This is a genomic window from Gilliamella sp. M0320 (assembly GCF_016101635.1).
Lineage (GTDB): Bacteria > Pseudomonadota > Gammaproteobacteria > Enterobacterales > Orbaceae > Gilliamella > Gilliamella apis.
In genome coordinates, this window is sequence record NZ_JACFQD010000006.1 from 130,210 (window position 1) to 147,907 (window position 17,698).

General features: G+C 36.1%; 13 protein-coding genes and 1 tRNA gene. 9 read left to right on the forward strand and 5 right to left on the reverse strand.

The window, feature by feature from the left end; all coding sequences use genetic code 11:
* The first annotated feature begins 234 nt into the window (after nucleotides 1-234).
* Both carA and carB read left to right on the forward strand, forming a co-directional pair.
* Nucleotides 235-1,395 carry a glutamine-hydrolyzing carbamoyl-phosphate synthase small subunit gene (gene carA / locus H3T83_RS08895; RefSeq protein WP_198215571.1) on the forward strand — a complete coding sequence of 387 codons (1,161 nt, stop codon included), beginning with the start codon at nucleotides 235-237 and terminating at the stop codon, nucleotides 1,393-1,395.
* Between the two features lies 1 nt (nucleotide 1,396).
* Nucleotides 1,397-4,612, forward strand: coding sequence for a carbamoyl-phosphate synthase large subunit (carB, locus tag H3T83_RS08900; protein ID WP_198215572.1), 3,216 nt, complete (start codon nucleotides 1,397-1,399; stop codon nucleotides 4,610-4,612).
* Between the two features lie 60 nt (nucleotides 4,613-4,672).
* Here carB and H3T83_RS08905 read toward each other — a convergent pair whose 3' ends face one another.
* Nucleotides 4,673-5,092, reverse strand: a complete 420-nt coding sequence (locus H3T83_RS08905; protein WP_025316813.1) for a GFA family protein — start codon at nucleotides 5,090-5,092, stop codon at nucleotides 4,673-4,675.
* A 219-nt stretch (nucleotides 5,093-5,311) separates the two neighbouring features.
* Here H3T83_RS08905 and H3T83_RS08910 point away from each other — a divergent pair.
* Nucleotides 5,312-5,388, forward strand: a tRNA-Met gene (locus H3T83_RS08910).
* 43 nt (nucleotides 5,389-5,431) lie between these two features.
* Here the strand turns inward: H3T83_RS08910 and metF are convergent.
* From metF to H3T83_RS08925, 3 genes are all read right to left on the reverse strand, one after another.
* The gene (gene metF / locus H3T83_RS08915; protein ID WP_198198708.1) at nucleotides 5,432-6,307 is read right to left on the reverse strand and encodes a methylenetetrahydrofolate reductase [NAD(P)H]; all 876 of its coding nucleotides are present in this window, start codon (nucleotides 6,305-6,307) and stop codon (nucleotides 5,432-5,434) included.
* Between the two features lie 109 nt (nucleotides 6,308-6,416).
* Nucleotides 6,417-8,690, reverse strand: coding sequence for a 5-methyltetrahydropteroyltriglutamate--homocysteine S-methyltransferase (gene metE, locus H3T83_RS08920; RefSeq protein ID WP_086357115.1), 2,274 nt, complete (start codon nucleotides 8,688-8,690; stop codon nucleotides 6,417-6,419).
* Nucleotides 8,691-9,336: 646 nt separating this feature from the next.
* Nucleotides 9,337-9,888, reverse strand: a complete 552-nt coding sequence (locus H3T83_RS08925; RefSeq protein WP_086321061.1) for a DUF1440 domain-containing protein — start codon at nucleotides 9,886-9,888, stop codon at nucleotides 9,337-9,339.
* 366 nt (nucleotides 9,889-10,254) lie between these two features.
* Between H3T83_RS08925 and H3T83_RS08930 the strand changes: the two genes are divergently transcribed.
* From H3T83_RS08930 to H3T83_RS08955, 6 genes are all read left to right on the forward strand, one after another.
* Nucleotides 10,255-11,607, forward strand: a complete 1,353-nt coding sequence (locus H3T83_RS08930) for an Nramp family divalent metal transporter (protein WP_065579116.1) — start codon at nucleotides 10,255-10,257, stop codon at nucleotides 11,605-11,607.
* A gap of 282 nt (nucleotides 11,608-11,889) precedes the next feature.
* Nucleotides 11,890-13,551 carry a DNA repair protein RecN gene (gene recN, locus H3T83_RS08935; protein WP_198215573.1) on the forward strand — a complete coding sequence of 554 codons (1,662 nt, stop codon included), beginning with the start codon at nucleotides 11,890-11,892 and terminating at the stop codon, nucleotides 13,549-13,551.
* Between the two features lie 50 nt (nucleotides 13,552-13,601).
* Nucleotides 13,602-14,831, forward strand: coding sequence for a bifunctional phosphopantothenoylcysteine decarboxylase/phosphopantothenate--cysteine ligase CoaBC (gene coaBC, locus H3T83_RS08940; RefSeq protein WP_174565008.1), 1,230 nt, complete (start codon nucleotides 13,602-13,604; stop codon nucleotides 14,829-14,831).
* Entirely contained in the window at nucleotides 14,815-15,273 is a 459-nt protein-coding gene (gene dut / locus H3T83_RS08945; RefSeq protein WP_065579119.1) for a dUTP diphosphatase, read from the forward strand. The genes coaBC and dut overlap by 17 nt, the downstream gene beginning before the upstream one ends.
* 2 nt (nucleotides 15,274-15,275) lie before the next feature.
* Nucleotides 15,276-15,863 carry a nucleoid occlusion factor SlmA gene (gene slmA, locus H3T83_RS08950; RefSeq protein ID WP_242650638.1) on the forward strand — a complete coding sequence of 196 codons (588 nt, stop codon included), beginning with the start codon at nucleotides 15,276-15,278 and terminating at the stop codon, nucleotides 15,861-15,863.
* Nucleotides 15,864-15,923: 60 nt separating this feature from the next.
* Nucleotides 15,924-16,760, forward strand: coding sequence for a mechanosensitive ion channel domain-containing protein (locus tag H3T83_RS08955; RefSeq protein ID WP_065652052.1), 837 nt, complete (start codon nucleotides 15,924-15,926; stop codon nucleotides 16,758-16,760).
* Nucleotides 16,761-16,819: 59 nt separating this feature from the next.
* Here H3T83_RS08955 and cysE read toward each other — a convergent pair whose 3' ends face one another.
* On the reverse strand, nucleotides 16,820-17,581 hold the full coding sequence (gene cysE, locus H3T83_RS08960) for a serine O-acetyltransferase (RefSeq protein ID WP_065579143.1): 762 nt from the start codon (nucleotides 17,579-17,581) through the stop codon (nucleotides 16,820-16,822).
* Nucleotides 17,582-17,698: the final 117 nt, after the last annotated feature.

A 17,698-nucleotide genomic window follows, 5' to 3' on the forward strand; every position in this document is an offset into this window, starting at 1 on the left:
TTCTATTTGAATAATTATGCAATTTCAAGTTAAACATTTCATATTGATGTAATATTGGTGTTAAATTATGGAATAGTCTAAAAAATTAGACTTTATTGTTTAATTATTTTTTATAATACTGCTTTTTTTGTTTAAAAAATTGTAATAAAATGGCCAAATATTGTCTGTTTAGAAAACAATTAATTGAATTTTTATTCATAATTATTGATTATTTAATCAAAAGGTCGTTTAATCATGCAAACTTATGCCCTCCTTATTTTACAAGATGGTTCGCAATTTATTGGTAAATCAATTGGTGCTGATGGCCAAACTGTTGGTGAAGTTGTGTTTAATACTTCTATGACAGGCTATCAAGAAATTCTTACCGATCCTTCATACTGTGAACAAATAGTGACATTAACTTATCCGCATATTGGTAATGTTGGTACCAATAGTGCTGATGATGAATCAACACAAGTTTATGCAAAAGGATTGATTATTCGAGATTTACCATTAATCGCAAGTAATTATCGTAGCGAAATGGATCTTTCAAGTTATTTAAAAAAACATAATGTGATTGCGATTGCTGATATTGATACACGTCGTTTAACACGTATTTTACGTGAAAAAGGGGCACAACATGGCGTGATTATTACCGCAAATGATAAACAGACCTTACTTGATAAAGCAGAAAATGCCAAACAGCAGGCAGTAGATTATAAGGGGTTAAGTGGTTTAGATCTGGCTCAAGATGTGACGTGCAGTAAAAGTTATACATGGACCAGCAGTGTATGGACCATTCAACAAGAGCATCCAACTCCAAAAGCAGAAAGTGAACTACCTTATCATGTTGTTGCTTATGACTTTGGTGTTAAACAAAATATTTTACGGATGTTAGTTGCGCGTGGATGTAAGTTAACTGTTGTTCCCGCTAAAACGCCAGCAAATGAAGTGCTGGCACTGAATCCGGATGGTATCTTTTTATCAAATGGTCCAGGAGATCCGGCGCCTTGTACTTATGCCATTGAAGCGATTAAGCAGTTTCTGACTACCGATATTCCTGTTTTTGGTATCTGTTTGGGGCACCAACTGTTAGCACTAGCCTGTGGTGCTAAAACTATCAAAATGAAATTTGGTCACCATGGTGGTAACCATCCAGTTAAAGATCTGGAAAATAATAGGGTAATGATTACAGCGCAAAATCATGGCTTTGCTGTCGATGAGAACACCTTGCCAGCACATTTACGCGCTACACACAAATCCTTATTTGATGGTTCATTACAAGGAATTCATCATAATCAAAAACCTGCATTTAGTTTTCAAGGACACCCTGAAGCCAGTCCAGGTCCACACGATGCTGCGCCACTTTTTGATCACTTTATCGAATTAATTAAAATTTATAAGCAGGAGCAATAACATGGCTAAGCGAACAGATATTAAAAGTATTCTAATTATTGGCGCAGGGCCAATCGTTATCGGTCAAGCTTGTGAATTTGATTATTCCGGTGCTCAGGCATGTAAAGCATTACGTGAAGAGGGCTATCGAGTCATTTTAGTTAACTCGAATCCGGCAACCATTATGACCGATTCAGAAATGGCTGATGCTACCTATATTGAGCCTATCCACTGGACATGTGTGCGTAAAATTATTGAGAAAGAGCGACCTGATGCCATTTTACCGACAATGGGGGGGCAAACGGCATTAAATTGTGCATTAGAGCTTGAAAAACAGGGTGTATTAAAAGAGTTTAATGTTGAAATGATCGGTGCTACTGCCGATGCGATTGATAAAGCGGAAGATCGCAAACGCTTTGATCAGGCGATGAAAAAAATTGGTCTTGATACAGCTCGTTCTGGTATTGCTCACTCATTAACAGAAGCTTATGCGGTACTAGAACAAGTCGGATTTCCTTGTATTATTCGTCCTTCTTTTACAATGGGGGGAACCGGCGGTGGCATCGCTTATAATCAAGAAGAGTTTGAAGAAATCTGTACTCGTGGACTTGATTTATCCCCAACCAATGAACTACTGATCGACGAGTCATTGATTGGCTGGAAAGAGTATGAAATGGAGGTCGTGCGGGATAAAAACGATAATTGTATTATTGTTTGTTCGATTGAAAATTTCGATCCTATGGGGATCCATACTGGCGATTCAATCACGGTTGCACCGGCACAAACCTTAACAGATAAAGAGTATCAAATTATGCGTAATGCTTCAATTGCGGTATTACGTGAGATTGGCGTTGAAACTGGTGGTTCAAATGTTCAATTTTCGGTTGATCCAAAAACAGGTCGATTAATTGTGATTGAAATGAATCCTCGGGTATCTCGTTCTTCAGCGTTAGCATCTAAAGCAACGGGTTTTCCTATTGCTAAAATCGCGGCTAAATTAGCGGTTGGCTATACACTTGATGAACTCTGCAATGATATTACTGGTGGAAAAACACCTGCTTCTTTCGAACCTTCTATCGATTATGTCGTTACTAAGATTCCACGGTTTAATTTTGAAAAATTTGCTGGCTGTAATGATCGCTTAACCACGCAAATGAAATCAGTGGGTGAAGTGATGGCCATTGGCCGAACATTCCAAGAATCGATGCAAAAAGCACTACGAGGTTTAGAAGTTGGCGCCAGTGGATTGGACGAAAAAATCGATAATTATAGTGATGAAAAGAATCTAACTAAAATTCGTTATGAATTGCAGGAAGCTGGTAGTGAGCGTATTTGGTATCTAGCTGATGCGTTTCGTGCTGGTTTCACGCTGGATGAAATCTTTTTATTAACCCATATTGATCGTTGGTTCTTAGTGCAAATAGAAGAATTAGTGCAAATAGAAAACCGCTTAAAGCAACAAACCATTAATGATCTTGATCAAGAGTCATTATGGCAACTTAAACGTAAAGGCTTTTCGGATCTTCGTATTGCTAAACTGCTTAATACTCAAGAACAAGCCGTGCGAGATCTGCGCGTACAATATGATATTCACCCAGTTTATAAACGTGTGGATACCTGTGCAGCCGAGTTTTCAACCGATACAGCCTATCTTTACTCAACATATGAACAAGAGTGTGAGGCCAACCCACAATTTAATCGTAAAAAGATTATGATTTTGGGCGGTGGGCCTAATCGAATTGGTCAAGGCATTGAATTTGATTACTGCTGTGTGCATGCAGCATTGGCTTTACGTGAAGATGGTTTTGAAACCATTATGGTAAATTGTAATCCCGAAACGGTTTCAACCGATTACGATACTTCCGATAGACTCTATTTTGAGCCGGTTACCCTTGAAGATGTGCTTGAAATTGCCCACGTTGAAAAACCTAATGGCGTGATAGTACAGTATGGTGGACAAACTCCGCTGAAATTGGCGCGAGCTCTTGAAGCTGCAGGAATTCCAATTATTGGTACTTCACCTGATGCCATAGACAGAGCCGAAGATCGCAAACGTTTTCAAGAAGTAGTCGATAAATTAAAGTTAAAACAGCCAGTTAATGCCACCGTAACCGATATTGATGAAGCGGTAATCAAGGCAGAGCAAATCGGTTATCCACTTGTGGTGCGTCCATCTTATGTATTAGGCGGTCGAGCAATGGAAATTGTTTACAATGAACAAGATTTACGCCGTTATTTTAAAACTGCGGTGAGTGAGTCAAATAATGCGCCTGTACTACTTGATCACTTTTTAGATGATGCAATCGAGGTGGATATTGATGTGATTGCTGATGGTGAACAAATTATTATTGGTGGCATTATGGAACATATTGAACAAGCTGGTATTCACTCTGGCGATTCCGCTTGTTCGCTACCAACGTATACATTAAGTCCTGAAATTCTAGCTGAACTGCGTAAACAAGCTAAACAGTTAGCATTCGAGCTAAACGTAAAAGGTTTAATGAATGGACAGTTTGCCGTAAAAGATAATCAAGTTTATCTGATTGAAATTAATCCTCGAGCTGCACGAACGGTACCTTTTGTCTCGAAAGCCACAGGGTTACCATTGGCCAAAATTGCAGCTCGGGTGATGACAGGAAAATCGCTGGCACAACAGAATGTGATTAAAGAAGTGCTGCCTCCTTATTACTCAGTTAAAGAAGTGGTATTACCATTTAATAAGTTTAGTGGTGTCGATCCTATTTTAGGCCCTGAAATGCGCTCAACCGGTGAAGTCATGGGAATTGGTAAAACATTTGCCGAAGCTTTTGCTAAAGCACAACTTGGTAGTTTATCTAACATGAAAAAATCTGGCAAAGCATTACTTTCTATTCGTGAACAAGATAAACCACGTCTATTAGAAGTTGCTAAACGATTAATCGCTCATGGATTTAGCATTGATGCCACACTTGGCACGGCAAAAGCATTGCAACAAGCAGGAATTGCCTGCCAAATTGTCAAAAAAGAGAATGAAGGTCGGCCAAATATTCATGATCATATTAAAAATGGCGAGTACAGTTATATTCTTAACACAACCTCAGGTCGAGCAGCTATTGAAGCATCTAAAATCCTACGCCGTAGTGCAATCCAATATAAAGTCCATTACGATACGACTATGAATGCAGCTTATGCTACGACAGCAGCTCTGGATTACGATCCTGCTAATAGTGTGATACCGTTACAGGCACTTTATCAATAAACAAAAAGACGAGCTATAGCTCGTCTTTTTTTATAAATAGATTAAATTATAATTTATTTTTTAAGCCTTTCCTTCAGCCATTGCTAAAATATCTGCTTCGGTTAATTTGTGAGTCTGATTAGCAAACGCATAGCAAGTTGGTTTTTTATCGATAAAAACTTCAGCCGTGAATTTTAAATCCTTAATATCATCAAAGATCCAAGCAGCAATATAATAATTTTGCGTACCTTTTAAATGATAATAAAGATGAGAGCCACACTCTTTACAAAATGCTCTTTCCGCCCATTGTGATGAGTTAAAATGGGTAACGTTCTCTTGCCCTTCTATCGTTAAATCACCACTGTGCGCTAAAGTCATTAAAGGCCCTGCACTCCATTTACGACAAGTTTGGCAATGGCATGCACTAAAATCCGTATTAGCAAACGGCACAGATAATTTAACTTTACCGCATAAACAAGATCCATGATATTGAGTTGACATATTTTTTCCTTTTTCCAATTAATGATTTTGCTAATTGGTTAAATATTAGCATAATGGATAATCAACTAGAATAAGTTTAGTTGTAAAAAATATTGAGGAGTGTATACCGTTTAGTATATAAATTGTCTTTATTTGTTAAGGAATGTGTAAAAAAAGGACAGTTAGACTAGTAGGGTATTGCTTTATTATTTTATTGATATAATATAGCCACCTCTTTGACGCGGGGTGGAGCAGCTTGGTAGCTCGTCGGGCTCATAACCCGAAGGTCGTTGGTTCAAATCCAGCCCCCGCAACCAATTCTACCAAACCTTTCTCATATTCTTACAAACAACTAAATAATTACGCTGATTTTGGCACAGCAAGTAATGTTGATACCGCTTCGCTAATGCGTCTAGCAATGTAACTATTGTTCATTGTATATAAATGGATACCATCAACATTTTGTGAGACTAAATCAACAATCTGATCGATAGCATAAGCAATACCAGCATCACGAAATGCATCCGGATGATGTTCATATTTTTCCATTATTTGCTTAAATTTCTTAGGTAGATTAACACCACACATTGAAACCATTCGTTCAATCTGATTTTTATTGGTAACGGGCATAATGCCTGCTTCAATTGGTACATTAATATCCATGTCATGTGCTTTATCTAAAAAAGCATAAAAATAGTCATTATCAAAAAATAGTTGTGAAATTAGCTGATCGGTACCGGCATTTACTTTTTCTTTTAGATGGATTAAATCTTGTTTAAGCGTCGTTGCTTCAAGATGCCCTTCTGGATAGCATGCGCCAATAACATTAAAATCGCCGTTTTCTTTAATAAAGGTGACTAATTCGCTAGCAAAACGAAAATCATCTTTTGGTGGTACATTGGGGCTGATATCACCACGTAATGCTAATACATTATCAATTCCGGCACATTTGAGGTCGTGAAGAATTTTTAGCATTTCGGCTTTGTCGAAGTTGATCCCCGGTAAATGGGCGACACTTTCAATACCATAAGTATGTTTAACCGAATGTGCAATATCAATTGTAGTTTGGCCATTTAAGCTACCACCAGCACCATAAGTGACACTAATAAAGTCAGGTTTAAAATAACCGAGTTCGCGTAATGTGCTATAAATTGTCTCTAATGGTGACGTTTTTTTAGGTGGAAAAACCTCAAAGGAAAATACTGTTTTTTGGTTAAATAATAAATTTGTTTTCATTGGAACCATCCATTCTTGCTATCTTTTTTACTCTACTGACATTACCGCCGCCTATAAAGGCGGCGGTAATTAAGACAGACAAAGCTAATTAACTTTATAAAAAACAGTGTTAATTAAGAGTCTTTCTCACTTCTAAGGTTGCTTGAACTAGGTGTTCTAAGCTTTCAACTACTTCTTTTTCACCGCGAGTTTTTAAACCACAATCTGGATTAATCCACAATTTTTGCTTATCAATTTTAGCCACTAATTTTTCAATAGTTGCTTTGATTTCCGCAACTGGTGGTACACGTGGTGAGTGGATGTCATATACGCCAGGTCCAACTTCTGTTTTAAAGTTATTTGCTTTAAGAACATCAATTAATTGTAGATTTGAGCGTGATGCTTCAAATGAAATAACATCAGCATCCATCGCATCGATATCTTTGATGATGTCAGCAAATTCGCTATAACACATATGAGTATGAATTTGGGTATCAGCTTGTACTTTGCTGTGAACCAATCTAAATGCTGGAATTGCCCAATCTAGATATTCACTATTCCAATCAGCTTTACGTAATGGTAATTTTTCTTTTAATGCCGCTTCGTCAATTTGGATGACTTTAATGCCAGCCGCTTCAAGATCTAATACTTCATCACTGATCGCTAAACCAATTTGGAATACCGATTCTTTTTGTGAGATATCTTCACGTGGGAATGACCAGTTTAAGATAGTCACAGGGCCGGTTAACATGCCTTTAACTGGTTTATCAGTTAAACTTTGCGCATATTTTGAATATTCAACCGTAATTGGTTTAGAACGGGAAATATCACCCCAAACAATTGGTGGCTTAACGCAACGCGTACCATAAGATTGTACCCATGCTTTTTCAGTAAAGACAAAACCATTTAAGCTTTCACCGAAGTATTCCACCATGTCATTACGTTCAAATTCACCGTGAACTAATACATCAATACCGATCTCTTCTTGCAGTTTGATACATTCAGCTATTTTTTTCTTATTAAATTCAGTGTATTCATTTAGGCAAATTTCGCCTTTTTTGAATTTTGCACGATTTAAACGTACATCTGGTGTTTGTGGGAATGAACCAATAGTTGTAGTAGGTAATAATGGCAGATTAAAGGCTTTTTTCTGAGCAGCTTCACGCACCGAAAATTCAGGTAAACGAGTAAAATCAGACTCTTTCAGTGCCGCCACTTTTTGACGAACTGTTTGGTTAGCCCCTTCACGTTCACGGGTAAACAGAGTTTGGTTAGCTTTGTAAGCGGCATTATTATCTGGATTTGCTTCATTAAGTAATTGGCCTAATTCAGCAAGCTCTTGTAGTTTTTCTTGAGCGAAAGCAAAATAAGCACGTTGTTGAATAGTTAATTTAGTCTCATTTTGTAATGTATAAGGTACATGCAATAATGAGCATGAAGTATTCACCACAACGTTTGCCGCTTTTTGTTTAATTTTAGCTAATAATGTTAAGGTTTTTTTGTAATCATTTTTCCAAATATTTTTACCATTAACGACACCTGCAAATAATACTTTTTCAGCAGGGAAGCCATTATTTTCAAGTAAGGCTAAAGTTTGTTTACCTTCAACAAAATCAAGACCAACACCATCAAAAGGTAATGCAACAAGTTCTTTATAACAGTCACGTACATCACCAAAATAAGTTTGTAATACGACTTTCGTTTTACCTTTAACAGATAAAATAGCTTGATAAATTTCGTTAAATAACTCGATATCTTGTTGAGTAAGATCAGTCACTAAAATTGGCTCGTCAATTTGAATCCAATCAGCGCCAAGAGCAGTGAATTTTTGAATGATTTCTTGATAAGCTTTAATAATATCAGCTTTAAAATCAACTAATTGCTTTCTACCTAAGTATTGAGCTAATTTGAAAAAGGTTAAAGCACCAATGATAACCGGTTTCGTTTGAATGCCGAGTTCTTTGGCTTCTTGGTATTCATCAAATGGTTTGCTACTGGCAATTTTTATTTCTAGTGAATCTTCGATTTCAGGAACAAGATAGTGATAATTGGTATTGAACCATTTTTTCATAGCTAATGCACGAACATCACCTTTATCGCCTTGATAACCACGAGCCATAGCAAAATAACGATCGAGTTCAGGTAAACCTAAATCTTGATAACGTTTTGGTACAACATTTAGTAAACATGCTGTGTCTAGAACTGCATCATAAAATGAGAAGTCATTTGATGATATAAATGCTATTTTTTGAGCAGCTTGTTGATTTAAATGTTCTGCACGTAGCGCTTTTGCTTCACTTAATAGCTCCGCTTGAGTTTTATTTCCTTTAAAATAAGCTTCGGTAGCAAATTTTAATTCACGAAGCTTACCAACACGTGGATATCCAATAACAGCAGTATTCATTTTATTTTCCTTTCATTTCATCGCAGTTCTTTAGTAGCTAAAAAGATAACAAAAAAAATTGCTATTGAATAATTCCAGTTTTTTATGGATTGATATAGCTTTTAACTATATCAAAATAATCTAGCATTTTCAGTAAACCCAAAATTAAGTATATTTATTTACTAAATGGATATAGGATAAGAAGAAATTCTAGATCATGATCAGTAATAGTTACTATGTGTATTATTCTTTATTTAATTTACTTTCTTGAACTTACATTGATCTGTCCATCATTAGGTAATGACCATAGCGGTGTTATGACGGTTCAGTCGATTTTGAACTTTTTTATTATGGTTTTTTTCTTGTTTAACTGCATTGTCAATATTCTGTATTGCCTATTTAAGTCACGTAAACATTGGTTTGATTATACTGCGGTTGGACTATTGTTTGCGGTTATTATTTTTATTCCGGTAAATAATTTTATGGTGGAAAAGACAAAGGAAGCTCGTCGATCGCACCGGGTTGAGCGACAACTTAATGATATAAATGCGGAGAGAGTAGAGAAGATTAATCTAAATATTTTACAAAAATGATTAATAATTAATTTTTATAGTTAAGATTCAAAACCCTCCTACCTTGATTGGGATAGAAGGGGAGTAAACAATATTTATTTTCGCCATTCACCATGAATCGGTCTAGAAAAGTGAGCGAGTACGGCAATCATACAGATCTCGATAGAAACACCCCAATAAATATGGCCTAAAATTTCACTCCATAATTCATAGCCATTTAAATTCCACAACCAACCAATTGTTCCTTCTGGTGCGTAAGCAGGATGGCGGAAACCTAATAAAGGAATAAAAAATCCGTGCATGACAACGGTAATAATTAATCCATAAAATGCCCCATACCAAAGTCGGATTTTATTCCAAAAATAAGCAATAAATACATAAACAAAAGCAAAAGCGAAACTAAATAACCAGTGATAAAGAGTGACTGCACCCAAAACATTGGTTCCTTGATAAATATAATCAAGCGAGTGGGAATTGATGCCTAACCAACCAAGCCAAGCATCAATATGTGCCGCTGGTGGCGAAATTTCACCGGGAACTCGAGGAGGCATATTAACTTCAGATCCCCATTTGACTAATGAACTGATAAAACCACCAATAATTGTTGTCCAGATGATAATTTGACGATTTGTTTTATTTCCAAACATTGAAGTTATTCCTTACTATATTTAATAGAATTGAAATTAAATAGCCAATAATATAAATAAATTGTGTTCTATCTAAGTTCTACCTAAATTGGGTAGGACGTTTTATTGTATATTCGTTTAAAACAAAATTTGTTTGCTCAGCATTACTTTTGGGGTGGACTAATATAGCTTTAATCAGTCATAATGGATAGATGCCGACATACCGATTTATAGACTAATTACGGTTAAATAATATACGCTTTTAAATCTAAATAATACACATTATCCCGATCATAATTTTTAAAAACACCTAAAATGATTATTTTAATTGATAATGATTCTCATTATCATGTATAATGGCAATATATCAATTTTGAGGTTTTGATTATGTTGAAAATATCCACAGTAAGTTTAGAAGAGATCAATAATACTGTTCATATTCCCGATCCGAATGCGAGTTTTTTTCGAAAACTGTGGGCTTTTTCTGGTCCGGGGGCTTTAGTAGCGGTTGGTTATATGGATCCCGGTAATTGGATCACCTCAATTCAAGGCGGTGCGCTTTATAGTTATTTGTTGCTATCAGTGATATTAATTTCTAGCTTGATAGCCATGTTATTACAGGCCATGTGTGTCAAGATTGGCGTAGTCACCGGCATGGATCTTGCACAAGCAACTAAATCAATGGTGGGTAGAAAGGTAGCATTTTGCTTATGGATATCAACTGAATTAGCGATTATTGCCACAGAAATTGCCGAGGTGATTGGTAGTGCCGTTGCCTTGAATCTTTTGTTTGATATTCCATTATTAATTGGGGTTTTATTAACGGTATTTGATGTAGTTATTTTGTTAATTCTAATGCGTTTTGGTTTTAGAAAAATAGAAGCTATCGTTTTTTGTTTAATTGCGACAATATTTATTATCTTCACTTATGAAGTGTTAAGAGCTTCACCGGCATTGAGTGACATTATTAATGGCTTTATTCCTCGAACAGATATTTTTACTGCCTCAATTAAAGGGCATGATTCAGCATTAGTTATAGCATTAGGTATTGTTGGTGCGACTGTTATGCCACATAATTTATATCTACACTCTTCAATCGTTCAAACCAGAAAATATGACAGAAAGAATCGAACCAGCCTAAAAGATGCAATTAAATATGCCACCATTGATTCCAATATACAGTTATCCTTTTCGTTCATCATCAATTGTCTATTATTGATTCTTGGTGCCGCCCTTTTTTACGGCAATAATCCCGATGATCTTGGTCGATTTACACAGCTATATGATGCTTTGAAAGATCCACATATGGTTGGCCCGGTAGCCAGTTCGATTATGGCAACATTATTTGCTGTGGCATTACTGGCATCCGGTCAAAATGCAACAATTACTGGTACATTGACGGGGCAAATCGTTATGGAGGGATTTATCAATTTATCAATTCCTCTTTGGGCAAGACGAATAATTAGTCGTGGATTGGCGGTGACTCCGGTTATTTTATGTATTTATATTTGGGGAGATAAAGAAAATATTGTCGAAAATTTATTAATTTATACTCAAGTATTTTTGAGCATTGCTTTACCGATATCCATGGTGCCTTTAATTTGGGTCACTTCAAATAAAAAAATTATGCAGGAGTTTGTTAACAGTAAGTTAACCATTATTTTAGGCTGGATAGCAACTATTTCGTTAGTGATATTAAATTTACAACTAATTTATGAAGTGATTAGTTCATTATATTAACTAATTATATATCAACTGATGATTGATCAAAACCATTGATTCAGTTGTTATCAATGGTTCAGATTTTTCTTTTCAATTAATGACACACCTTTATTGATTTGCTCAGTTATTAAGCAAAAGGATCCGTTTTAAAAGCTAGGTAAAATCTAGATAGCAACGTAATTCTAGTTAAAATAATAAAATTAAATCGTAATTTTATTTAAAAAGCTGTATTTATTTACAGTGTTTTTGTTGATATACTCGTACTAATTTTAATCAGCTACATGTGTTTATTTAATTATTATGATAACTCAACTTACTATTAATAATTTTGCTATTGTCGATCAGTTGTTAGTTGATTTTACAACAGGGATGACCGCAATTACAGGGGAAACTGGGGCCGGTAAATCGATTGCGATTGATGCCTTAGGACTATGTTTAGGTAATCGTTCTGATGCCTCTGCCATTCGTAATGGTGCGGAACGAGTAGATATTTCAGCTAGTTTTGTCCTTGATGACACACCAGCGGCATATGCATGGTTAACTGAAAATCAACTTGATGAAGGTAATGACTGTATTTTACGACGAGTCATCAATCAAGATGGGCGTTCTAAAGCATTTATTAATGGGCGAGCTGTACCAATTTCACAATTAAAAGATTTAGGACAAATGCTAATTCAAATTCATGGCCAACATGAACATCAGCGTTTGTTAAAAAGTGATTATCAACAAATATTACTTAATCACTATATGCATGAACCAAATTTATTATCGCAAATGCAACAGGCCTATAAGCAATGGAAAACGGCTAGCCAAGCTTATCAACAATATCAATCCTCAAAACAAGAGCGCGATGCACATGTTCAGTTATTGCAATATCAGTTAAAAGAGTTAAATGAATTTTCGCCGATTGAAGGGGAATATCAACAAATTGATGAAGAATATAAAAAGTTAGCCAATAGTGAACAGCTAATTAGTCTTAGCCAACAATCGATAATGTTACTCGACGAAGCTGATGAGTACAATGTGAGTAATATGCTTAATAGTGTTAAACATATTATTAATGATTTAGCCGGATTAGATCCATCTTTAAATAATGTTTCAGCAATGCTAGAAGAAGCTACTATTCAAATTAAAGAAGCTTGCTATGAATTACGTCATTATAGTGAAAGTTTAGAGTTGGATCCGGCAAGAGTGATGCAACTTGAACAACGCATATCAAAACAGATCGCTTTAGCTCGTAAGCACCATGTGTCACCAGAAGCATTACCTGAATTACATCAGAGTTTACTTAATGAATTTAAACAGATTAATCAGCAAGATGAACAGGGTGAACAGTTAAAAGAGCAGATCAAAAAATATCAACAAATTGCCGTAGAATTAGCAACTAAATTACACCAAAAACGCTTAGCAGCTAGCAAAACATTAGCTAAAAAAGTATCGGCTACTATGCATGAATTATCTATGCCAAATGGTGATTTCAGTATTGATATAACATTCGATGAAAACCGCTTGAGTGAAGATGGTGCAGATCAGGTATCTTTTTTAGTTAGTACCAATGCTGGGCAAATTGCACAACCTTTAGCTAAAGTCGCATCTGGTGGTGAATTATCTCGTATAGCGTTAGCTATACAAGTTTTAACTGCACAAAAAATGGACACGCCGGCACTGATTTTTGATGAAATTGATGTTGGTATTAGCGGGCCTACTGCCGCTAAGGTGGGACAGTTATTAAGACAACTTGGTGAATCAACTCAAGTTATTACTGTGACACATTTGCCACAAGTTGCTGGTCAAGCTAATCAACACTATTTTGTAAGTAAACAAACCAATGGCAAACAGACCGCTACTGATATGCAAAGATTAGATAAAAATGGTCGTTTAAATGAACTAGCTAGGTTATTGGGCGGTGATAAAATCACAGATGCAACATTAGCCAATGCGAAAGAGTTACTTATTATCTAATTTAATTATGGTAAAATAACGACTTTAATTTTGGACTGAGGATAGCTAGAATCATGAGCTTATCTGGTAAAAATATTTTATTAGGCATAACGGGTGGCATTGCTGCTTATAAATGTCCAGATCTTGTCCGCCATTTAAAAAAGGCTGGTGCGCAAGTACGAGTTGTATTGACCGAGTCCGCTAGTCATTTTGTCGCACCGATGACGTTACAAGCGGTATCTGGTAATGCAGTATCAAAAGAGTTATTCGATCCTACAGCTGAACTCTCAATGAGCCATATTGAATTAGCTAAATGGGCTGATTTAGTATTAATTGCCCCGGCTACAGCGAATATTATTGCTAAGATGGCAAATGGTATTGCCGATGATCTGTTATCGACGATGTGCCTTGCGACGCCAGCCAAAATTGTTATCGCACCAGCAATGAATCAACAGATGTATAAAGCTGCCGCAACGCAGCAAAATTTAGCGACATTAGAATCACGCAATACGTTAATTTTAGGTCCAGATGAGGGTTTTCAAGCGTGTGGTGATATTGGTCCTGGTCGCATGGTTGAACCGACAACTATCGTTGAAAGTATTAATAACTATTTTCAAGCTAATTCCGAACTTGCTGGAACCACCATTACTATCACTGCAGGCCCTACCATTGAAGAGCTTGATCCAGTCCGTTATATCAGTAATTATAGTTCTGGTAAAATGGGCTTTGCCATTGCAAAAGCGGCGGCCGAAATGGGAGCAACAGTGAACTTAATTAGCGGTCCAGTTAATTTAACAACACCTGATAATGTTAATCGCATTAATGTAAAAAGTGCTAAACAGATGTATGATGAGGCATTGGTTTTGGCGAAGAAATCTACGATTTTTATCTCTTGTGCCGCTGTTGCTGATTATCGGGCTGAGACTATTGCTAAGAATAAAATTAAAAAAACTGATGATAGCAATGAGCTTGTGATTAAATTAGTTAAAAATCCGGATATTGTTGCCAGTATTGCTGGATTAAAAGAATACCGTCCATTTGTCGTTGGTTTTGCCGCTGAAACGAATGATGTAAAGGCCTATGCCCTTAAAAAATTGACCACAAAAAATTTAGATTTAATTTGTGCTAACGATGTGTCAGACCAGAATATAGGTTTTAACTCTGATCAAAATGCATTAACCCTTTATTGGCAAAATGGCGAACAAACGTTACCATTAAGCAGTAAACAACAATTAGCAAAACAGTTACTTCAAGCAGTTATAACACGATATAAAGCGAGTCATGATGAAAAGAAAAATTGATATTAAAGTATTAGATAAACGTTTAGGTAATGAGTTTCCACTACCAACTTATGCAACCGAAGGTTCAGCTGGTATCGATTTAAGAGCAATGTTTGATAAAACTACCGAAATTAAACCTGGTGAAACGATTTTAACTCCAACTGGTTTATCTATGCATATTGCTGATCCTAGCTTAGCTGCATTAGTGTTACCTCGTTCAGGACTTGGTTCAAAAAATGGTATTGTTCTTGGTAATTTAGTTGGTTTAATCGATTCTGATTATCAAGGTCAATTATTTGTGCCAGTTTGGAATCGAAGTCAAACTCCATTTGTTATTGAACCGGGCGATAGAATTGCGCAATTAATTATTGTGCCAGTAGTGCAAGCTGAATTTAATATTGTTGATGATTTTGTTGAATCAACACGCGGTGAAGGTGGATTTGGGCATTCAGGTAAGAAATAATCGTGAGTAGCAAAAATAAAAATCGTAAAGAAGATATACTCCAAGCATTGGCAACTATGCTTGAATCTAATGAAGGTACGCAACGAATCACAACGGCTAAATTAGCTGCAACAGTTGGTGTTTCTGAAGCTGCATTGTATCGACATTTTCCCAGCAAGACAAAAATGTTTGAGAGCTTAATTGTTTATATTGAAGATATTTTGCTTTCTCGTATTAATGTTATTATGCAAGATGAACCGAATACCTTTGTTCGACTGCAACTTATTTTAGCCTTAATACTTGGTTTTTCTGAAAAGAACCCAGGTCTGACTCGTATCATGACTGGGCATGCCTTAATGTTTGAGCAAGAGCAATTGCAAGATCGAATTAGTCAATTATTTGAACGAATCGAAACCCAGATAAAGCAAGTCATACGAGAAAGAAAAATTCGTGAAGGTATCGCTTTTACCACTGATGAACGTATTTTGGCTGGTCAGTTACTTGCATTTTGTGAAGGAATGATGGCACGTTATTCTCGTTCAGGTTTTAAGTATTTACCCACAACAAACTTTGAAACCCGTTGGGCTTTATTAGCAAAACAGTTAGTTTAATTCGACTCACTAACAATTATCGTTCTAACTATTTCTGTTATTGTTACAGAGGATAATTTCATGAATTTTGAAAATATAACCAATCAAATTCTATTCTTTATAGAAAAATATGATGGGGTAGTATTAAGTTATGTAGCTCATTTTTGTTTTGCCATTGTTATTTTTCTTATTGGCCGAACCATTGCTAAATTTGTTGCTCGCCAATTAAGAAGAATATTAACCAATCGTCATGTTGATCCAACCGTAGTTAAATTTGTCAGCTCTTTATCCTATTACGCCATTATAGTGATGACTTTCGTTGCCGTATTGGGACAACTTGGTGTCCAAACAGCATCAATTGTTGCGGTAATCGGTGCGGCAGGCTTGGCGGTAGGTTTAGCTTTGCAAGGGTCGTTGTCGAATTTTGCTGCTGGTGTAATCTTAATTATTTTTCGTCCTTTTAAAGTTGGGGAAACCGTGGTTATTAATAACCAAAAAGGGGATATTGATTCTATTCAAATCTTTTCAACGACTATCGTTACACCAACTAATGAAGTTGTTGTTATTCCAAATGGACAAGTAGTTAGTGCCAATATTATTAACTATACCCGTTTGCCGGAAAGACGTTTAGATTTAGTCGTTAATGTTGGCTATGATTCAGATATTCAAAAGGTTTATCAAGTTTTAAATCAAGCAGTGAATAAAACAAATAATATCTTAACCAGTAAAGATACAATTATCCGTTTGGATTTATTGGATGCTTCATCGATGAATTTTAATGTTTTAGTTTGGACTCTCAATGCCAATTATGGACCAGTTAAAGCTGAATTGCTTGAAAATATTAAAAATGGCTTAACTGAAAATGGTATTAACATTCCATATCCAACTATGGATGTAAATGTAAACTCTCAATCATAATTTTCAACTATGGTATTCCGTTGTTGGTTAGCAACGGAATACAACACTTCTTTTTGCAGTTAGATATCTTGATCCATATTTAATGCTGGTTTATCACAGTCAGGACAACCAACGATTTTAGCTGGAACACCTGCCACAGTAGTATGTTCTGGTACAGGCTCTAGAACGACTGAACCGGCACCAATTTTAGCACCTTTACCAATTTCAATATTCCCTAATATTGTCGAATGGGCACCAATCATAACGCCTTCACGAATTTTCGGATGACGATCGCCATTTTCTTTACCTGTGCCCCCTAAGGTGACTGATTGTAGGATAGAGACATCATTTTCAATCACTACCGTTTCACCAATGACAATACCTGTTGCATGGTCAAACATAACACCACAACCAATTTGGGCTGCTGGATGAATATCAACGCCAAAAACAATGGCAATTTGGCTCTGTAAGAAGGTTGCTAATGATTTACGATCTTGTTTCCAAAGCCAGTGTGCAATTCGATAAGCTTGTAATGAAAGGAATCCTTTATAATAGAGCAATGGCGTTGAATAGTAATTAGTGGCTGGGTCACGAACGTACACAGCAAGAATATCGGTAATGGCGGCATGGATAATATTATCATCAGCCTGATAAGCTTGTCTGGCTATCTCGCGGATTTCAATTGCAGGTACAACTTGGGTGGCAAGTTTATTGGCTAAAATGTAACTTAAGGCACTACCTAGATTTTCATGATTAAGTAACGTTGCATGGAAATAACTCGCTAACATTGGTTCACTTTCAACTAGCTTCGATGCTTCTTGTCGAATTGTTTGCCACAACATAGCTGGTTTAACAAATTTTTTGCTTGTATTCATGCCAAATACCTATATAGATTTAAACATTAGTCATAATATTTAGTATTGTTTCGCAAACAATGGATAGACGCAAGCTTTAATAGA

Excerpts from the sequence above, each read along its gene's own strand:
- carA (WP_198215571.1), top strand. The coding sequence starts at position 235 with ATGCAAACTTATGCCCTCCTTATTTTACAAGATGGTTCGCAATTTATT.
- carB (WP_198215572.1), top strand. The coding sequence starts at position 1,397 with ATGGCTAAGCGAACAGATATTAAAAGTATTCTAATTATTGGCGCAGGG.
- H3T83_RS08905 (WP_025316813.1), bottom strand. The coding sequence starts at position 5,092 with ATGTCAACTCAATATCATGGATCTTGTTTATGCGGTAAAGTTAAATTA.
- metF (WP_198198708.1), bottom strand. The coding sequence starts at position 6,307 with ATGAAAACAAATTTATTATTTAACCAAAAAACAGTATTTTCCTTTGAG.
- metE (WP_086357115.1), bottom strand. The coding sequence starts at position 8,690 with ATGAATACTGCTGTTATTGGATATCCACGTGTTGGTAAGCTTCGTGAA.
- H3T83_RS08925 (WP_086321061.1), bottom strand. The coding sequence starts at position 9,888 with ATGTTTGGAAATAAAACAAATCGTCAAATTATCATCTGGACAACAATT.
- H3T83_RS08930 (WP_065579116.1), top strand. The coding sequence starts at position 10,255 with ATGTTGAAAATATCCACAGTAAGTTTAGAAGAGATCAATAATACTGTT.
- recN (WP_198215573.1), top strand. The coding sequence starts at position 11,890 with ATGATAACTCAACTTACTATTAATAATTTTGCTATTGTCGATCAGTTG.
- dut (WP_065579119.1), top strand. The coding sequence starts at position 14,815 with ATGAAAAGAAAAATTGATATTAAAGTATTAGATAAACGTTTAGGTAAT.
- H3T83_RS08955 (WP_065652052.1), top strand. The coding sequence starts at position 15,924 with ATGAATTTTGAAAATATAACCAATCAAATTCTATTCTTTATAGAAAAA.
- cysE (WP_065579143.1), bottom strand. The coding sequence starts at position 17,581 with ATGTTGTGGCAAACAATTCGACAAGAAGCATCGAAGCTAGTTGAAAGT.